Below are 16,767 nucleotides of genomic sequence, written 5' to 3'. Positions count from 1 at the left end.
CACGCACCAAACCGGTGCGCGGCGCCTACGACTTCGGCGTGAAGGACTTGGTCAACGTCTTCCAGGTGTCCTTGCGCGGGCCGCCGTGCCAGTCGGCGGCCTTCGCGGTGTACATCAGCGCGTAGCCGAGGTGGCCGCCGACCACGAAGCCCCGGTCGATCGTCCGGTAGGCGGTGCCGTCCTCGGTGTAGGTGAACTCCCAGTCGGCGGTGTTCCAGCCGCGGTAGCCCACCTTCTCGATGCGGATCCGGTGGTACTGCTCGCGCACCATGTACCGCTCCTGGTTGCGCCAGTCCGCCACCGGGTCGTCCTTGGGCGTGCCGGTCCAGGCGACGAGCAGCTTCTGCCCGTCGGGGCCGGTGTAGCGGTCGCCGGCGTCCGCGGCGGTCCGGAACGACCACCCCGCGGGCAGCCCGATCGAGTAGCCCTGGCCGCTCTTGTGCGTCTTCACGGCGGGCGCGCTCCCGCCGCCCTTCGCGCCGGCGTCGGCGGAGCGGTCGGCGGACCGGCTCGCGCCGGTGTCCGGTGCGGTGTCCGACGCCGACGCCGACGCCGACCCGGGGCCGGGGGACGGCGGGACGGCGTCGTCCGTACGGGGGCCGTTGTCCGCGCCGCCGTCCGTCCTGGTGTTCCGCTCGGCGGTCGTGGTGGCGGTGACCGCGCCCTTGGCCCCGCCGGCGCCGTCCTCGCCGTCACCGTTCAGGGTGAGGGCCAGTACGGTCCCGATCACCGCGAGCACGACCAGCACGGCGATGACCACGAGCGTGCGCCTGGGCACCACGTCGGTCAGCGGCGCCCTGGGCGCCTGCCGGGGCGGCAGGTCCAGGTCCGGCGGCGGCACCACGGGCCAGCCCGAGTTCGTCCGGCCCGCACCGGAGTTCGGCGCGCCGACGGCACCGGGCACCGGTCCTCCCGGCCGCCCGGCGCCCGCCGCGGCAGCCGTGCCGGGGCCGCGTCCGGCCGGGTCGCTCCCGCCGCCGCGCGCCGCCGCGCCCGGGGCCGCCGGCCCGGTCGCCTTGCGCGCCGGGCGCAGCGCGCCGCGCGGCTTCTCGCCGGGCCGCTCGCCCCGGCGGCCCGCCGGGGCGCCGGGCTGCGCCGGCAGCGGCACCACCTGCGTGGCGTCCAGCGGCCGCACGTCGGGCGCGTTGACGACGGCGGCGAGCAGGGCGCGGGCCCCGGCGTCGTCGAGCCGCTTGGCCGGGTCCTTGGTCAGCAGGCCGTAGATGACGTCCCGCAGCGGTCCCGCGTGCCTGGGCTCGTCCAGGGGCTCGGTCATCACCGCGGTGAGCGTGGCGATCGCCGAGCCCTTGTCGTAGGGCGGCGTGCCCTCGACCGCGGCGTACAGCAGGCCGCCGAGCGACCAGAGGTCGGCCGCCGGGCCCGGCTTGTGGCCGCGGGCCCGCTCCGGGGAGATGTAGGACGGGGCGCCGACGAGCATGCCGGTGGAGGTGATGGACGGGTCGCCCTCGACCTGCGCGATGCCGAAGTCGGTGAGGACGACCCGGCCGTCCTCGGAGATGAGCACGTTGGACGGCTTCACGTCCCGGTGCAGGATGCCCTCCCGGTGCGCGGAGCGCAGCACGTCGAGGACCGCCAGGCCCACCTCGGCGGCGCGCCTCGGCCCCAGCAGGCCGTCCTCGCGGATGACCTCGGCCAGGGACTTGCCCTCGACCAGCTCCATGACGATCCAGGGCCGGTCGTCCTCGTCGACGACGTCGAAGACCGTCACCGCGCTGTTGTTGCGGATCCGGGCGATCGCCTTGGCCTCGCGCAGGGTGCGCGTGATCAGGCGCCGCTTCTCCTCCTCGTCGATGTTCGACGGGAACCGCAGCTCCTTGACCGCGACCGTCCGGCCGAGGGTCTCGTCCTCGGCGCGCCAGACCGTGCCCATGCCGCCCCGGCCCAGTACGTCTCCCAGCCGGTACCGGCCCGCGAGGAGACGCCGCTCGTTCTTGTCCTGACGAGTCTCCTGACGAGATGTCCCCGCCCGCTCCGCCTCCGACATGCGTCCCCTCATACAACCCGCCCTGACAGAGCCTCCATTGTCTCTCACCCGGCAAGTGCCCGGCGCCCAGGGGGGCCCTGCCGGGTACCCGCCCCCGCCGCCCCGCGGCGTCGCCTGAAGGCGGTGTTCCGTTTGTCGGGATGACGGGGCGTAAGGGGGGAGGAACCGCCATTCCGGCGCTTCGAGCGGTCCTGTCCCCACCGGCGGCCCGGGACACCGGGGACGGGGAGCGCCCTTCCGGGTGCGGTCCGGACCGGGTCCCGGGGCCGGGCGTCCCGGGACGCGGGAGCGGCGGGCCCGGAGCGCCGGACCCGGGTGCTACAGCGGGACGATGTCCGGGGCGCCCAGCCGGGCCGCGTCGGCCGTCTGGTCGTCCGGCTGGAGCTGGGACTCGCGCTCGGCCTCCACCCGCTTCTCGTAGTGCTCCACCTCCCGCTCGATCCGCCCCTCGTCCCAGCCGAGGACCGGGGCCATCAGCTCGGCCGCCTCCCGGGCGCTGCGGGTGCCCCGGTCGAAGGTCTCGATGGAGATGCGGGTGCGGCGGGTGAGGACGTCGTCCAGGTGCCGGGCGCCCTCGTGCGAGGCGGCGTACACCACCTCGGCGCGCAGGTAGTCGTCGGCGGCGTGCAGCGGCGCGCCGAGCGCGGGGTCGGCGGTGACGAGGTCCAGGACCTCCTGGGCCAGCGAGCCGTACCGGTTCAGCAGGTGCTCCACACGGACCACGTGCAGTCCGGTGCGCGCGGCGATCCGCGCCCGCGCGTTCCACAGCGCCTGGTAGCCCTCCGCGCCCAGCAGCGGGGTCTCCTCCGTCACGCAGTCGGCGACGCGCGCGTCCAGGCCGTGCACGGCCTCGTCGACGGCGTCCTCGGCCATCACCCGGTACGTGGTGTACTTGCCGCCCGCCACGACCACCAGTCCGGGCGCCGGGTGGGCGACCGTGTGCTCGCGGGACAGCTTGCTGGTGGCGTCGGACTCGCCGGCCAGCAGCGGGCGCAGGCCGGCGTACACGCCCTGGACGTCGTCGCGGGCGAGCGGCACGGACAGCACCGAGTTGACGTGTTCCAGCAGGTAGTCGATGTCGGCGCTGGACGCGGCCGGGTGCGCCTTGTCCAGGTCCCAGTCGGTGTCGGTGGTGCCGATGATCCAGTGCCGGCCCCAGGGGATGACGAACAGGACGGACTTCTCGGTGCGCAGGATCAAGCCGGTGGTGGAGTGGATGCGGTCCTTGGGCACGACCAGGTGGATGCCCTTGGAGGCGCGGACGTGGAACCGGCCGCGCTCGCCGACCATCGCCTGCGTGTCGTCGGTCCACACGCCGGTGGCGTTGACGACCTGCTTGGCGCGGATCTCGTACTCCCCGCCGCCCTCCACGTCCCGCACCCGGGCCCCGACGACACGCTCGCCCTCGCGCAGGAACCCGGTCACGCGCGCGCGGTTGGCCGCCTTCGCGCCGTAGGAGGCCGCCGTGCGCACCAGCGTGGTCACGAAGCGGGCGTCGTCCACCTGGGCGTCGTAGTACTGGAGGGCGCCGACCAGGGCGTCCTTCTTCAAGCAGGGGGCCACGCGCAGGGCCTGGCGGCGGGTCAGGTGGCGGTGCGCGGGCAGGCCCCGGCCGTGTCCGCGGGCCATGGACATCGCGTCGTACAGCGCGACGCCCGAGCCGGCGTACAGCCGCTCCCAGCCCCTGTGCTCCAGCGGGTACAGGAACGGCACCGGTTTGACCAGGTGCGGGGCGAGGCGTTCGAGCAGCAGGCCGCGTTCCTTGAGCGCCTCGCGGACGAGGGCGAAGTCGAGCATCTCCAGGTAGCGCAGGCCGCCGTGTATGAGCTTGCTGGACCGGCTGGAGGTGCCGGACGCCCAGTCGCGGGCCTCGACCAGTCCGGTGGACAGCCCGCGGGTGACGGCGTCGAGCGCGGTGCCGGCCCCGACCACTCCGCCGCCGACCACCAGCACGTCCAATTCGCCCTCCGCCATGGCCGCCAAAGCCTCGGCGCGCTGGACCGGCCCCAGAGTCGCTGTCCTCACCGCTGCCTCCCGCTGTCGCAGACTCGCTCGCGTCGGCCGCGCCCGGTGGACGAAGCCCGGTTCATCCCCTCCTCATGCCCAGATTCTGACCGGGTTGCCCGGCCCCGGCCACCACGGGCTCCCCAGCTGTGGACAACTCCCACACAACCCGCAAGACACACAAACACAATCACACAGAACGGTCATATGTGTACCTAGTCTGACAGTGCACTCGCTCATGCTGTCCACAGCGGTTGCGCACCTGTCCCGCTTCGGCTACTGGGAAGGACGGCCCACGCATGCCCGCAGACCTCGCCGTCATCGGACTCGGCCCCTACGGCTCACCGCTCGCCCAGGCCGCCGTCGCCGCCGGGATCTCCACCGTCGGCTTCGCCACCGGACCCGAGGCGGGGCCGCTCAGCCCCGCCGAACTGCGCCGGATGCACGCGGCCGGTTTCCGGCCCGGCACCGACCCCGCCCAGCTCGGCCGCGTCCGCACCGCGGTGATCTGCGCGCCCACCCCGCGCGGCGCCGACGGCGGGCTCGACCTCGGCCAGGTCGAGGCGGCGGCCCGCGCCCTGGCGGAACGGCTCCGCCCGCACACCACGGTCATCCTGGAGTCCCCCGTGCTGCCGGGCACGACGGAGGAGTTCCTGCGCCCGCTGCTGGAGGAGGGCTCCGGCCTGCGCGCCGGCCGCGACTTCCACCTGGCGTACTCCCCCAGCCGGGTCGCCCCCGGCCACCGCGACCACCCGCCCGCCGGCACCCCGAAGGTCATCGGCGGCCTCACCCCCGCCTGCACCGAGTCCGCCGCGGCGTTCTACGGCCGGCTCACCGACAAGGTGGTACGCGCGCGTGGCCTGCGCGAGGCGGAGACCGTGCAGTTGCTGGAGACCAACTTCCGGCACGTCAACATCGCGCTCGTCAACGAGATGGCCGTCCTCTGCCACGAGCTGGGCGTGGACCTGTGGGACGTCATCCGGTGCGCGGAGACCAGGCCGTTCGGCTTCCAGACGTTCCGTCCCGGTCCGGGCGTCGGCGGGCACGGGGTCGCCCAGGACCTGACGGGGCACGCGACCCGCACCCTGCGCATGGTCGAGCTTGCCCAGCAGGTCAACAGCCGGATGCCCCGGTACGTCGTGCAGCGGGCCGCCACGCTCCTGAACGAACACGGCAAGTCCGCGCGCGGGGCCCGCATCCTGCTCCTCGGTGTCACCTACAAGCCCGACCTCGCCGACCTCCAGGGCACGCCCGCCCACGAGATCGCCGTCCGGCTCATGGAGTTCGGCGCCTCGGTGAGCTACCACGACCCGTACGTGCCGTCCTGGAACGTCCTGGACCGCCCGGTCCCGCGCGCGGACTCCCTGTACGAGGCGGCGGCCGACGCCGACCTCACGGTCCTCCTCCAGCCGCACCGCACGTACGACCTGCAAGGCCTGTCGGTGAAGGCGCAACTGCTGCTGGACACGCGCGGGGCCACGCCCACGGGGGCGGCGCACAGGTTGTGAGCGGGGGCGCGCGGACGGGCCGGGCCCCCGGGACCGCTGGCACCGGGGCCGCCGCGCGAGTACCTTACGGACACAGGTGGAGCCCACCGCAGCGGGTACTGCGGCAGGCTCCCGGATGGTTCACGGAGTGTCCGCCCCTAGTTTGCGTGGGGGCGGCCGCTCACCATCCGAAGATCCGCAAGATCCACCTCCTCCGGCACTTGACCGTCCACAGACGGATCCGGTCGCCCGCCGGCCGGATTCGCCTCGAACGCAACCACGCGCCCCCTCCGCACCACGCGCCCCGGGCCGTCCGCGGCCCCGGGCACGCGGAGGGGCCGGTCACCCGTTCGGGATGACCGGCCCCTCGGACGCCGCGGGGAGCGCGTGCGCGGTTACCGGCGGTGCTGGCTGTCCGCCACCGTCACCTCGACCCGCTGGAACTCCTTCAGCTCGCTGTAGCCGGTGGTGGCCATGGCGCGGCGCAGGGCGCCGAAGAAGTTCATGGAACCGTCCGGGATGCGGGACGGACCCGTGAGGATCTCCTCGATCGTGCCGACCGTGCCGAGGTCGACCTTCTGGCCGCGCGGAAGCTCCTCGTTGACCGCCTCCATGCCCCAGTGGTGGCCCTTGCCGGGCGCGTCCGTGCCCCGGGCCAGCGGGGAGCCCATCATCACGGAGTCGGCGCCGCAGGCGATCGCCTTCGGCAGGTCGCCGGACCAGCCGACGCCGCCGTCCGCGATCACGTGCACGTACCGGCCGCCGGACTCGTCCATGTAGTCACGGCGGGCCGCGGCCACGTCGGCGACGGCCGTGGCCATCGGCACCTGGATGCCGAGGACGTTGCGCGTGGTGTGCGCGGCGCCGCCGCCGAAGCCGACCAGGACACCGGCCGCGCCCGTGCGCATCAGGTGCAGCGCGGCGGTGTAGGTGGCGCAGCCGCCGACGATCACCGGGACGTCCAGTTCGTAGATGAACTGCTTCAGGTTCAGCGGCTCGTGCGAGGACGACACGTGCTCCGCCGAGACCGTCGTACCGCGGATGACGAAGATGTCCACGCCCGCGTCCACGACCGCCTTGGAGAACTGGGCGGTGCGCTGCGGGGAGAGCGCGGCGGCGGTGACCACGCCGGCGTCACGCACCTCCTTGATGCGGGCGCCGATCAGCTCCTCCTTGATCGGGGCCGCGTAGACCTCCTGGAGGCGGCGGGTCGCCTGCTCGGCCGGCAGCTCGGCGATCTCGTCGAGCAGCGGCTGCGGGTCCTCGTACCGGGTCCACAGTCCCTCGAGGTTGAGCACGCCGAGGCCGCCCAGCTCGCCGATGCGGATCGCGGTGGCCGGGGAGACCACGGAGTCCATGGGCGCGGCCAGGAACGGCAGCTCGAAGCGGTAGGCGTCGATCTGCCAGGCGATCGAGACCTCCTTCGGGTCCCGCGTACGGCGGCTGGGGACGACGGCGATGTCGTCGAAGGCGTACGCCCGGCGGCCGCGCTTGCCGCGCCCGATCTCGATCTCAGTCACGTTGGTGGCCTTTCCCTATGCGTTGCAGCGCCTTCCAGTATCGCCGACGGGTGCGGCGAGGGCGGCCCCGGATGCTCCGGGACCGCCCTGGCACGACCTCACGCGCGCGCGTGCGTCACCTCTTGCTGCTGTAGTTCGGCGCCTCGACCGTCATCTGGATGTCGTGCGGGTGGCTCTCCTTCAGACCCGCCGAGGTGATGCGCACGAACCGGCCGTTCTCCTGGAGGTCGGGAACGGTCCTGCCGCCGACGTAGAACATCGACTGGCGCAGGCCGCCGACGAGCTGGTGGACGACGGAGGACAGCGGGCCGCGGTAGGGCACCTGGCCCTCGATGCCCTCGGGGATCAGCTGCTCGTCGGAGGCGACGCCCTCCTGGAAGTAGCGGTCCTTGGAGAACGACCTGCGGTCGCCGCGGGTCTGCATGGCGCCGAGCGAGCCCATGCCGCGGTACGACTTGAACTGCTTGCCGTTGATGAACAGCAGCTCGCCCGGGGACTCCTCGCAGCCGGCCAGCAGCGAGCCGAGCATCACCGTGTCGGCGCCCGCGACCAGGGCCTTGGCGATGTCGCCGGAGTACTGCAGACCGCCGTCGCCGATCACCGGGACACCAGCCTCCCTGGCGGCGAGCGCGGCCTCGTAGATCGCGGTGACCTGCGGGACGCCGACGCCGGCGACGACGCGGGTGGTGCAGATGGAGCCGGGGCCGACGCCGACCTTGATGCCGTCGGCACCCGCGTCGACCAGGGCCTTGGCGCCGTCCCGGGTGGCGATGTTGCCGCCGATGACGTCGACGCCGGAGGAGTTCGACTTGATCTTGGCGATCATGTCGCCGACCAGGCGGGAGTGACCGTGGGCGGTGTCCACGACGATGAAGTCGACACCGTTCTCGATCAGCGCCTGGGCGCGCTCGAAGGCGTCACCGGCCACGCCGACGGCGGCGCCGACCAGGAGACGGCCCTCGGCGTCCTTGGCGGCGTTCGGGTACTGCTCCGCCTTGACGAAGTCCTTGACGGTGATCAGGCCCTTGAGGACGCCCTCGTCGTCGACCAGCGGCAGCTTCTCGATCTTGTGCTTGCGCAGCAGCTCCATGGCCTCGGGGCCGGAGATGCCGACCCGGCCGGTGACCAGCGGCATCGGGGTCATGACCTCGTGCACGCGCCGGCTGCGGTCGCTCTCGAAGGCCATGTCGCGGTTGGTGACGATGCCGAGGAGGCGCTTGTCCGCGTCGGTCACCGGGACGCCGCTGATCCGGAACTTCGCGCACAGCGCGTCGGCATCGGCGAGCGTGGCCTCCGGGTGGATGGTGATGGGGTCGGTGACCATGCCGGACTCGGAGCGCTTCACCAGGTCGACCTGGTTGGCCTGGTCCTCGATGGACAGGTTGCGGTGCAGGACGCCGACACCGCCCTGGCGGGCCATCGCGATCGCCATGCGGGACTCGGTCACCTTGTCCATGGCGGCGGACAGCAGCGGGATGTTGACCCGCACGTTCCTGGAGACGTACGAGGCGGTGTCGATCTGGTCGGGCGCCATGTCCGACGCGCCCGGCAGCAGCAGCACGTCGTCGTAGGTCAGCCCGAGTGTCGCGAATTTTCCGGGCACTCCGTCGACGTTGGCAGTCATGACACCTTCCCCAAATGGCCTTGATCGGTGCGGATGTCCATGCTAACGGGAAGCGTCGCTAGCAAATTCCACGGTAGGCGGTCACTTCAGGCTTCGTATGTTCGTACGGAATCCGTGGCACACCCGTGCGGCGCGGGAGCTGTGGGGCCCCGCGCACGGTGGTTACTGTTCGGCGAGCGCCCGGAGGCGGCTCAGCGCCCGGTGCTGGGCCACGCGGACCGCTCCGGGTGACATACCCAACATCTGTCCGGTCTCCTCCGCGGTCAAGCCCACCGCGATGCGCAGCAGGAGCAGCTCGCGCTGGTTCTCGGGGAGGTTGGCCAGCAGCTTCTTGGCCCACTCCGCGTCGCTGCTGAGCAGGGCGCGCTCCTCGGGGCCGAGGGAGTCGTCGGGCCGCTCGGGCATCTCGTCCGACGGCACCGCGGTCGACCCCGGGTGGCGCATGGCGGCGCGCTGGAGGTCGGCGACCTTGTGGGAGGCGATGGCGAAGACGAACGCCTCGAAGGGGCGGCCGGTGTCGCGGTAGCGGGGCAGGGCGAGCAGCACCGCCACGCAGACCTCCTGGGCGAGGTCCTCCACGAAGTGCCGCGCGTCGCCCGGGAGCCGGGACAGCCGGGTGCGGCAGTAGCGCAGCGCCAGCGGGTGGACGTGCGCGAGCAGATCGTGCGTGGCCTGCTCGTCGCCGTCGACGGCACGGTGCACGAGCGGGCCGATCGCCCCGTGGGCCGTGGCCGCATCGTCGTCGCGCATCGGTCCATGGTGCCTTGCGGCCGTCCGGTCCGTCGCATCGTGTTCGTGGTTGTGCACCGAAGCGTTATGAGCAGGTGCGCCGGCACTCATCCCCTGCGCCCTCCCCTTCCGCTCGACCGACTCGTCCCCGAGAGACTCCACATCTCAAGGATGCGGCATCCGCGCCGAAACGAGCAGCGCGCGTCCGGCGGGCCGCCTCGCCCGGCCCCCTCCGGGGGGCCGACGGCGGTGGTGCGCCGGTGTGCGGTGGTGCCCCGTCGAGGCGTTTCGTGCGCCGGGCGCGCGCGCTCGCCGCGGGGGGCCGCCGTTCCGCGCCGGGCCCGGTCCGCCCGGCCGTCCGCGGCGCGCCGGAACCCGCGCGCCGCCCGACACCCGTGCGGACGTGTCCGCCGGGCACCCGCGGGGAGCACGCCCGGTCGGCCGCTCGCACCCTGGTCACGGAAAGCCCTGTTCAGGACGGAGACCGTGGCATCTGGTGCGGTGCGGTGCGGTGCCGTCCGGCACCTCCGTCCGGGCGCCGCCGACGGGGGCGGGTGCCCGCGCGGGAGACCGGCCGGCGTACCGCGCGGTGCCCGGCAGCCCGCGCCGGGCGGGTACGCGCCGGACACCGTGAGTCACCGCGCCGGACCGCCACGCGGCGCGTCCGGCGCCGCGTCCCCGTGCGGTCGTCGTTCGGGCGGGAACCGTGCGCGAGGGGCGCGCGGAGGAGCACGGACGGCGGGGGGAACGGGAGCCGGGCCGGGTGCCGCCCGGCGTCGGGCGGCCCGCAGCGCCTGGCACCGGTTACCGGACCAGTCCCCAGCGGAAGCCGAGGGCCACCGCGTGTGCCCGGTCCGAGGCGCCCAGCTTCTTGAACAGGCGCCGTGCGTGGGTCTTGACCGTGTCCTCGGAGAGGAACAGCTCACGGCCGATCTCGGCGTTCGAGCGGCCGTGGCTCATGCCCTCCAGGACCTGGATCTCACGCGCGGTGAGCGTGGGCGCGGCACCCATCTCCGCCGAGCGCAGCCGGCGCGGGGCGAGCCGCCAGGTCGGGTCGGCGAGGGCCTGCGTCACCGTGGCGCGCAGTTCCGCGCGCGAGGCGTCCTTGTGCAGGTAGCCGCGCGCGCCGGCGGCGACCGCGAGGGCCACGCCGTCGAGGTCCTCGGCGACGGTGAGCATGATGATGCGCGCCCCCGGGTCCGCGGACAGCAGCCGGCGCACGGTCTCGACGCCGCCCAGGCCGGGCATGCGCACGTCCATCAGAATGAGGTCGGAGCGGTCGGCGCCCCAGCGGCGGAGGACTTCCTCGCCGTTGGCCGCCGTCGTCACACGCTCGACACCGGGCACGGTCGCGACCGCGCGGCGGAGCGCTTCTCGGGCAAGCGGGGAGTCGTCGCAGACGAGGACGGATGTCATGACCGCCCTCCGCAGCTGATGCGCGTCACCTTGAGCCTCCAGGCTGGTACGGAATCGTCACCTGTGCGGTCGACCGTCTCGGACGCCTGCCCGAGCGCTTGTTTTCTCAACCGCCTCCGCACTCTCAACGACGGTCACTCGAAAGAGTTACGGGGCCGCGTGCCGTCTTCGGCACTCTACGTGAGGGCGTCGACACGGTGCAGACATGCCCGACGGACTCTCAACTTTTCATCACAACCTATGCCCCATTCGGCCCCTTTTCTTCCCGTTTCGTAGTGTCCGGGGCTAGATTCGCAATGAGTCATATTTTCATCTCCTTAGACCGGAGATGTACGGTCGTTGGCACCGTATCCGCCCAGAACGGCGACAAGGGGTCACGTAATGGCAGATTTCTCCCGCCTTCCCGGACCGAACGCGGACCTGTGGGACTGGCAGCTGCTGGCTGCCTGCCGCGGGGTGGACAGCTCGCTCTTCTTCCACCCGGAGGGCGAGCGCGGGGCGGCTCGGAGCGCTCGCGAGAACTCGGCCAAGGAGGTCTGCATGAGGTGCCCGGTCCGTGCGGAGTGCGCGGCGCACGCGCTTGCGGTGCGCGAGCCGTACGGCGTCTGGGGCGGCCTGACCGAGGACGAGCGTGAGGAGTTGATGGGGCGCGCGCGCAACCGCCTGGTGGCGGCCTCGACCACCGGCGGGGACACCGCTCCGAATCACTGAAGGAACGTTTCAGCACCCACAGCCCACCGGGTGCGCACATCCATCCCCACTTGGGCACGCGCGCGCGTGCCCAAGACTCTGCCGCCGCCCCTGCCCCACACGCCGAACCCGCCGTACCCGCCGGGCCGGCCGGCCCCGCCGGCCCGCGCCGCGTACGGCACCCGCCGCCCGCCCGTCAGGCGCGCCCGGCCGCCCGGGCGAGCTGCTCCAGCGTCGCGGACACGGCCGGCACCTGTGCCAGGTCGGGCAGGGTGAGGGCGACGATCTCGCGCCGCACCGCCGGCTCCAGCCGGACCGTGCGGGCGCCCCGCGGCCGGACCGGCTCCACGGCGAGCTGGGGCAGCACCGCCACCCCGAGGCCCGCGCCGACCAGGCCGACCACGGCCGGGTAGTCGTCGGTGGCGAAGTCGATGCGCGGGGTGAACCCGGCCCCCTCGCAGACCTCGATCAACTGGCCGCGGCAGCGCGGGCAGCCCGCGATCCACGGCTCGCGGGCCAGCTCGCCGATGGCGACGGACTCCGCGCGCGCGAGGCGGTGCCGCTCGGGGACGAGGGCCACCAGCCGGTCCGTCAGCAGGGGGCGCACGACGAGGTCGTCCCAGTCCTCGGCGACCGCCGCGCCCTCGTAGCGGAAGGCCAGGGCCAGGTCGCAGTCGCCCTCGCGCAGCAGCTCGACGGAGCGCGGCGGCTCGGCCTCCTCCAGCGAGACGCGGGTGCCGGGGTGGGCGGCGCGCAGGGCGGCCAGGGCGGTCGGGACCAGGGTGGAGCTGCCGCTGGGGAAGGAGACCAGCCGGACCCGGCCCGCGCGCAGGCCGGCGATGGCGGCGACCTCCTCCTCGGCCGCGGTGAGCCCGGCGAGGATGCCGGAGGCGTGCCGGACCAGGGCCTCGCCGGCCTGGGTGAGGCGCATCTCGCGCCCGTTGCGGACCAGCAGCGGGGTGCCGACGGAGGCCTCCAGGGCCTTCATCTGCTGGCTGACGGCGGGCTGGGTGCAGCCCAGTTCGCGCCCGGCCGCCGAGAAGGAACCGGTGGTGGCCACGGCGCGCAGGACGCGGAGATGACGTGCCTCGATCACCCTTCGAGCATAAGCCCAGCTTGGACCGGCGGCCCGATATTCGCTCGCTCCTTTGGGATCGCTCCCGTACCGTGCTGCCATGAGGCTTCTCTCGGTCAATCTGGGCCGCGCGCGGACGGTGCCGTACACGGACCAGCCGCAGGGTGTGACGGGCATCGACAAGCGGCCCGTCGACGGCCCGGTGCGGGTGGCGGCCCCCGGCCCCAAGGGCACCGGCGGCAGCGGCCTGACCGGTGACACCGTGTGCGACCTGCGCCACCACGGCGGTGACGACCAGGCGGTGTACGCCTACGCGCGCGAGGACCTCGACGCCTGGGAGCGCGAGCTGGGCCGGCCGCTGGCCAACGGCTGCTTCGGGGAGAACCTCACGACGGACGGGCTCCTCGTCTCGGACGCGCTGATCGGCGAGCGCTGGCGGATCGGCCGCGAGGTGGTTCTGGAGGTGACCTCGGGGCGCATCCCGTGCCGTACGTTCCAGGGCCATCTGGGCGAGCGCGGCTGGGTCAAGAGCTTCACCCGGAAGGGCGCGACGGGTGCCTACCTCCGGGTGATCGAACCGGGCGAGATACGGGCGGGCGACCCGGTGGAGATCGTGCACCGGCCGGAGCACGGGGTGACGGCGGCCATGGAGTTCCGCGCGACCACCACCGAGCGGGACCTGCTGCCCCGGCTGCTCGCCGCGGGCGCCGCGCTGCACCCGGAGGCGCTGGCGAAGGCCCGCAAGTACGCCGCCGCGCACGGGGTCTGAGCCGGCGTCGGTCCGGGACGGCGCACGGGCGCTCGGACCACCGGGATCATCGGCCCGGGTCACTACCCTTGGGCCATGACAACGGCTCTGATTACGGGATCGACCGCGGGCATCGGCGCCGCGTTCGCGCGGCGGCTGGCGGCGGACGGGCACGACCTCGTCCTGGTCGCCCGGGACACCGGGCGGCTGCGCGACCAGGCGACCGAACTGCACGACCGGCACGGCATCGAGGTCGAGGTGCTGACCGCGGACCTGGCGCAGGACAAGGGGATCGAGGCGGTGGCCGACCGGCTCGGCGACCGGCGGAAGCCGGTCGACCTGCTGGTCAACAACGCCGGCTTCGGCAACAAGGGCCGCTATCTGGACGTGTCGATGGCCGACGAGCTCCGGATGCTGAAGGTGCACTGCGAGGCGGTGCTCCGGCTGACGTCGGCGGCGGCGGAGGCGATGCGCGGGCGCGGCCGGGGCGGGGTGGTGAACGTCGCCTCGGTGGCCGCCTTCCTCCCGCGCGGCACGTACGGCGCGTCCAAGGCCTGGGTCGTGCAGTTCACCCAGGGCGCGGCGAAGGACCTGGCCGGCACCGGGGTGCGGCTGATGGCGCTCTGCCCGGGCTTCGTGCGCACCGAGTTCCACGAGCGGGCCGGGATGGGCACGGACAACATCCCCGGCTGGATGTGGCTGGACGCCGACAAGCTGGTCGCCGCGGCCCTGACCGACCTCGCGCGCGGCAGGACGGTGTCCATCCCGGACCCGCGCTACAAGGCGCTGATGGGTCTGGTGAAGGTGACGCCGCGGGGGCTGCTGGGCGGGATCAGTTCCCGTACGGGGCGCAAGTACGGGCCGCAGTAGCCGGCGGGTGACGCCGCGGTCCCGGTGGGAGAATGGGCGGGACGGTTTCCGGGCCAGGGGGGCCTGAGCCTGAGGCGGGCGCCATGACCTTCGTACAGCTCATCGAGTGCAGGACGAGCCGGCTGGACGAGATGAACCGGCTCCTGGACGACTGGGTCCGGCAGGCCGGGGGGAAGCGGGCGGCGACGCACGCGCTGGTCGGCACGGACCGCTCGGACGCCTCGCACGTCGTCGAGATGGTGGAGTTCCCCTCGTACGAGGAGGCGATGCGGAACTCGAACCTCCCGGAGACCGACCGGGTCTACCGGGGGCTGGTCGCGCTGTGCGACGAGCTGCCGACGTTCACCGACCTGGACGTCGTCCGGGACGAGAACCTGTCCGAGCACGTCGTGCGGAGGTTCTTCGAGGCGCTGTGCGCCCCGGACGAGCTGCCCCCGCTGAACGACCTGCTGGACGAGGACGTGCACAGCCGCGATCCGATGAACCCGCAGGACACCATCGGGCTGGACCACGTCCGCGCCGAGTTCCGGATGTGGCGGGCGGCCTTCGACTTCCGGTTCACGGTCGAGGACGTCCTCGCCCAGGGCGGGCGGGCCTGCGCGCGCTGGAACTGGCGCGCCACGCACCGGGGCGACTTCCTGGGGATCGCCCCCACCGGCAGGCGGGTCGCCAGGACCGGGATGACCCTGTTCCGCTTCGGAGCGAGCGGCCGGATCGCCGAACTGTGGTGGCAGCACGACCAGCTCGGGCTGCTGGAGCAGCTCGGGGCGCTGGACGAGTGGGAGCGGTAGGCCGGGCGGACAGGGCGAAGGCCCGGCCCCCTCGACGGGGTGCCGGGCCTTCACTCACGGGCGGTCGCCTCAGTGGGCGTGGCCGTGGCCGTGACCGGCGGCGGCCGGCTCCTCCTCTTCCTTCTTCTCGACGACCAGGGTCTCGGTCGTGAGCAGCAGGGAGGCGATGGAGGCGGCGTTCTCCAGGGCGGAGCGGGTGACCTTGACCGGGTCGATGACGCCGGCCTTGACCAGGTCGCCGTACTCGCCGGTGGCGGCGTTGTAGCCCTGACCCTTGTCCAGGTCCTTGACCTTGGACACGATCACGTAGCCCTCCTGGCCGGCGTTCTCGCCGATCCAGCGCAGCGGCTCGACCACGGCGTTGCGGACCACGGAGACACCGGTGGCCTCGTCGCCGGTCTTGTCGAGGTTGCCCTCCAGGACCTTGGAGGCGTGCACCAGGGCGGAGCCACCACCGGAGACGATGCCCTCCTCGACCGCGGCGCGGGTCGCGGAGATGGCGTCCTCCAGACGGTGCTTCTTCTCCTTCAGCTCCACCTCGGTGGCGGCGCCGACCTTGATCACGCACACGCCGCCGGCCAGCTTCGCGAGGCGCTCCTGGAGCTTCTCGCGGTCCCAGTCGGAGTCGGTGTTCTCGATCTCGGCCTTGATCTGGGCGACGCGGCCGGTCAGGTCCTCCTGCTTGCCGCCACCCTCGACGATCGTGGTGTCGTCCTTGGTGACGGTGACGCGGCGGGCGGTGCCGAGCACGTCGACGCCGACCTGGTCGAGCTTGAGGCCGACCTCCTCGGAGATGACGGTGGCGCCGGTGAGGACGGCCATGTCCTGGAGCATCGCCTTGCGGCGGTCGCCGAAGCCCGGGGCCTTCACCGCGACGGCGTTGAAGGTGCCGCGGATCTTGTTGACGACCAGGGTCGACAGGGCCTCGCCCTCGAGGTCCTCGGCGATGATCAGCAGCGGCTTCGAGGCACCGGCCTGGATGACCTTCTCCAGCAGCGGCAGCAGCTCCGTGATGGCGGAGATCTTGCCCTGGTTGATCAGGATGTACGGGTCGTCGAGGACGGCCTCCATACGCTCCTGGTCCGTCACGAAGTACGGCGAGAGGTAGCCCTTGTCGAAGGCCATGCCCTCGGTGAAGTCCAGCTCCAGACCGAAGGTGTTGGACTCCTCGACGGTGATGACACCGTCCTTGCCGACCTTGTCCATGGCCTCGGCGATCAGCTCGCCGACCTGCTGGTCCTGGGCGGACAGCGCGGCGACGGCGGCGATGTCGGACTTCTCGTCGATCGGGCGGGCCGAGGCGAGGAGCTCCTCCGAGACGGCCTTGACGGCGGCGTCGATGCCCTTCTTCAGGGCGGCCGGGGAGGCGCCGGCGGCGACGTTGCGCAGACCCTCGCGGACCAGCGCCTGGGCGAGGACCGTGGCGGTGGTGGTGCCGTCACCCGCGATGTCGTTGGTCTTGGTCGCCACCTCCTTGACGAGCTGCGCGCCGAGGTTCTCGTACGGGTCCTCGATCTCCACCTCACGGGCGATCGTGACACCGTCGTTGGTGATGGTGGGGGCGCCGAACTTCTTGTCGATGACGACGTTGCGGCCCTTGGGGCCGATGGTCACCTTGACGGTGTCGGCAAGCTTGTTGACGCCGCGCTCAAGGGCGCGACGGGCGTCCTCGTCGAACTTCAGGATCTTCGCCATGGCAGCGGGAGCCCTCTCGGGAATCTGTGGGTGAAAAACGCCGCGCCCCGGGCGCCCGGCTTCATATCGATCGCGGGGGCCAGGGGCGCAGCTTCAAGCAGAGAGTCGCTTGA

Annotated in this window: 13 protein-coding genes; 5 read left to right on the top strand and 8 right to left on the bottom strand. The window is 72.9% G+C overall.

Features of this window, described 5'->3' with window-relative positions; all coding sequences use genetic code 11:
• Positions 1-25 precede the first annotated feature (25 nt).
• Both ACZ4K2_RS14640 and ACZ4K2_RS14635 read right to left on the bottom strand, forming a co-directional pair.
• Positions 26-2,005: a serine/threonine-protein kinase gene (locus tag ACZ4K2_RS14640; RefSeq protein ID WP_467478186.1), complete on the bottom strand. Its 1,980-nt coding sequence runs from the start codon at positions 2,003-2,005 to the stop codon at positions 26-28.
• Between the two features lie 318 nt (positions 2,006-2,323).
• Positions 2,324-4,030, bottom strand: a complete 1,707-nt coding sequence (locus ACZ4K2_RS14635; RefSeq protein WP_467478187.1) for a glycerol-3-phosphate dehydrogenase/oxidase — start codon at positions 4,028-4,030, stop codon at positions 2,324-2,326.
• Between the two features lie 278 nt (positions 4,031-4,308).
• On the opposite strand from ACZ4K2_RS14635, the gene ACZ4K2_RS14630 reads away from it, so the two are divergent.
• A complete protein-coding gene (locus ACZ4K2_RS14630) occupies positions 4,309-5,517 on the top strand; it encodes a nucleotide sugar dehydrogenase (protein WP_467478190.1) in 1,209 nt (402 codons plus the stop codon).
• Positions 5,518-5,891: 374 nt separating this feature from the next.
• Here the strand turns inward: ACZ4K2_RS14630 and ACZ4K2_RS14625 are convergent, their stop codons facing one another.
• The 4 genes from ACZ4K2_RS14625 to ACZ4K2_RS14610 form a co-directional block, all read right to left on the bottom strand.
• Positions 5,892-7,016 (bottom strand): GuaB3 family IMP dehydrogenase-related protein, encoded by a 1,125-nt coding sequence (locus ACZ4K2_RS14625; RefSeq protein ID WP_467478193.1) that lies wholly within the window; start codon positions 7,014-7,016, stop codon positions 5,892-5,894.
• Positions 7,017-7,131: 115 nt separating this feature from the next.
• The gene (gene guaB, locus ACZ4K2_RS14620; RefSeq protein ID WP_467478196.1) at positions 7,132-8,640 is read right to left on the bottom strand and encodes an IMP dehydrogenase; all 1,509 of its coding nucleotides are present in this window, start codon (positions 8,638-8,640) and stop codon (positions 7,132-7,134) included.
• Between the two features lie 162 nt (positions 8,641-8,802).
• Positions 8,803-9,390, bottom strand: coding sequence for a sigma-70 family RNA polymerase sigma factor (locus ACZ4K2_RS14615; protein ID WP_467478199.1), 588 nt, complete (start codon positions 9,388-9,390; stop codon positions 8,803-8,805).
• A gap of 783 nt (positions 9,391-10,173) precedes the next feature.
• Positions 10,174-10,785, bottom strand: a complete 612-nt coding sequence (locus tag ACZ4K2_RS14610; RefSeq protein WP_003948568.1) for a response regulator transcription factor — start codon at positions 10,783-10,785, stop codon at positions 10,174-10,176.
• Positions 10,786-11,166: 381 nt separating this feature from the next.
• On the opposite strand from ACZ4K2_RS14610, the gene ACZ4K2_RS14605 reads away from it, so the two are divergent.
• A complete protein-coding gene (locus ACZ4K2_RS14605) occupies positions 11,167-11,496 on the top strand; it encodes a WhiB family transcriptional regulator (protein ID WP_467478201.1) in 330 nt (109 codons plus the stop codon).
• A 175-nt stretch (positions 11,497-11,671) separates the two neighbouring features.
• Here the strand turns inward: ACZ4K2_RS14605 and ACZ4K2_RS14600 are convergent, their stop codons facing one another.
• Positions 11,672-12,571 (bottom strand): LysR family transcriptional regulator, encoded by a 900-nt coding sequence (locus tag ACZ4K2_RS14600; RefSeq protein ID WP_467478204.1) that lies wholly within the window; start codon positions 12,569-12,571, stop codon positions 11,672-11,674.
• A 79-nt stretch (positions 12,572-12,650) separates the two neighbouring features.
• Between ACZ4K2_RS14600 and ACZ4K2_RS14595 the strand changes: the two genes are divergently transcribed.
• The 3 genes from ACZ4K2_RS14595 to ACZ4K2_RS14585 all read left to right on the top strand — a co-directional run bounded on the left by ACZ4K2_RS14595 (position 12,651) and on the right by ACZ4K2_RS14585 (position 14,959).
• On the top strand, positions 12,651-13,319 hold the full coding sequence (locus tag ACZ4K2_RS14595; protein ID WP_467478206.1) for an MOSC domain-containing protein: 669 nt from the start codon (positions 12,651-12,653) through the stop codon (positions 13,317-13,319).
• Between the two features lie 75 nt (positions 13,320-13,394).
• On the top strand, positions 13,395-14,168 hold the full coding sequence (locus tag ACZ4K2_RS14590; protein ID WP_467478210.1) for an SDR family NAD(P)-dependent oxidoreductase: 774 nt from the start codon (positions 13,395-13,397) through the stop codon (positions 14,166-14,168).
• An 83-nt stretch (positions 14,169-14,251) separates the two neighbouring features.
• A complete protein-coding gene (locus tag ACZ4K2_RS14585) occupies positions 14,252-14,959 on the top strand; it encodes an ester cyclase (protein WP_467478213.1) in 708 nt (235 codons plus the stop codon).
• A gap of 69 nt (positions 14,960-15,028) precedes the next feature.
• On the opposite strand, the gene groL is transcribed toward ACZ4K2_RS14585, so the two are convergent.
• The gene (gene groL, locus ACZ4K2_RS14580) at positions 15,029-16,654 is read right to left on the bottom strand and encodes a chaperonin GroEL (protein ID WP_467478216.1); all 1,626 of its coding nucleotides are present in this window, start codon (positions 16,652-16,654) and stop codon (positions 15,029-15,031) included.
• Positions 16,655-16,767 lie beyond the last annotated feature (113 nt).

The sequence above is a fragment of the Streptomyces sp. NPDC025833 genome (assembly GCF_055558055.1).
The sequence above is the reverse complement of the archived record's forward strand: the minus strand, read 5'-3'. Positions and strand labels throughout refer to the sequence as shown.

Coding starts and splice junctions, on each gene's coding strand:
- groL (WP_467478216.1), bottom strand. CDS start 16,654: ATGGCGAAGATCCTGAAGTTCGACGAGGACGCCCGTCGCGCCCTTGAG.
- ACZ4K2_RS14595 (WP_467478206.1), top strand. CDS start 12,651: ATGAGGCTTCTCTCGGTCAATCTGGGCCGCGCGCGGACGGTGCCGTAC.
- ACZ4K2_RS14610 (WP_003948568.1), bottom strand. CDS start 10,785: ATGACATCCGTCCTCGTCTGCGACGACTCCCCGCTTGCCCGAGAAGCG.
- ACZ4K2_RS14630 (WP_467478190.1), top strand. CDS start 4,309: ATGCCCGCAGACCTCGCCGTCATCGGACTCGGCCCCTACGGCTCACCG.
- ACZ4K2_RS14590 (WP_467478210.1), top strand. CDS start 13,395: ATGACAACGGCTCTGATTACGGGATCGACCGCGGGCATCGGCGCCGCG.
- guaB (WP_467478196.1), bottom strand. CDS start 8,640: ATGACTGCCAACGTCGACGGAGTGCCCGGAAAATTCGCGACACTCGGG.
- ACZ4K2_RS14585 (WP_467478213.1), top strand. CDS start 14,252: ATGACCTTCGTACAGCTCATCGAGTGCAGGACGAGCCGGCTGGACGAG.
- ACZ4K2_RS14605 (WP_467478201.1), top strand. CDS start 11,167: ATGGCAGATTTCTCCCGCCTTCCCGGACCGAACGCGGACCTGTGGGAC.
- ACZ4K2_RS14615 (WP_467478199.1), bottom strand. CDS start 9,390: ATGCGCGACGACGATGCGGCCACGGCCCACGGGGCGATCGGCCCGCTC.
- ACZ4K2_RS14640 (WP_467478186.1), bottom strand. CDS start 2,005: ATGTCGGAGGCGGAGCGGGCGGGGACATCTCGTCAGGAGACTCGTCAG.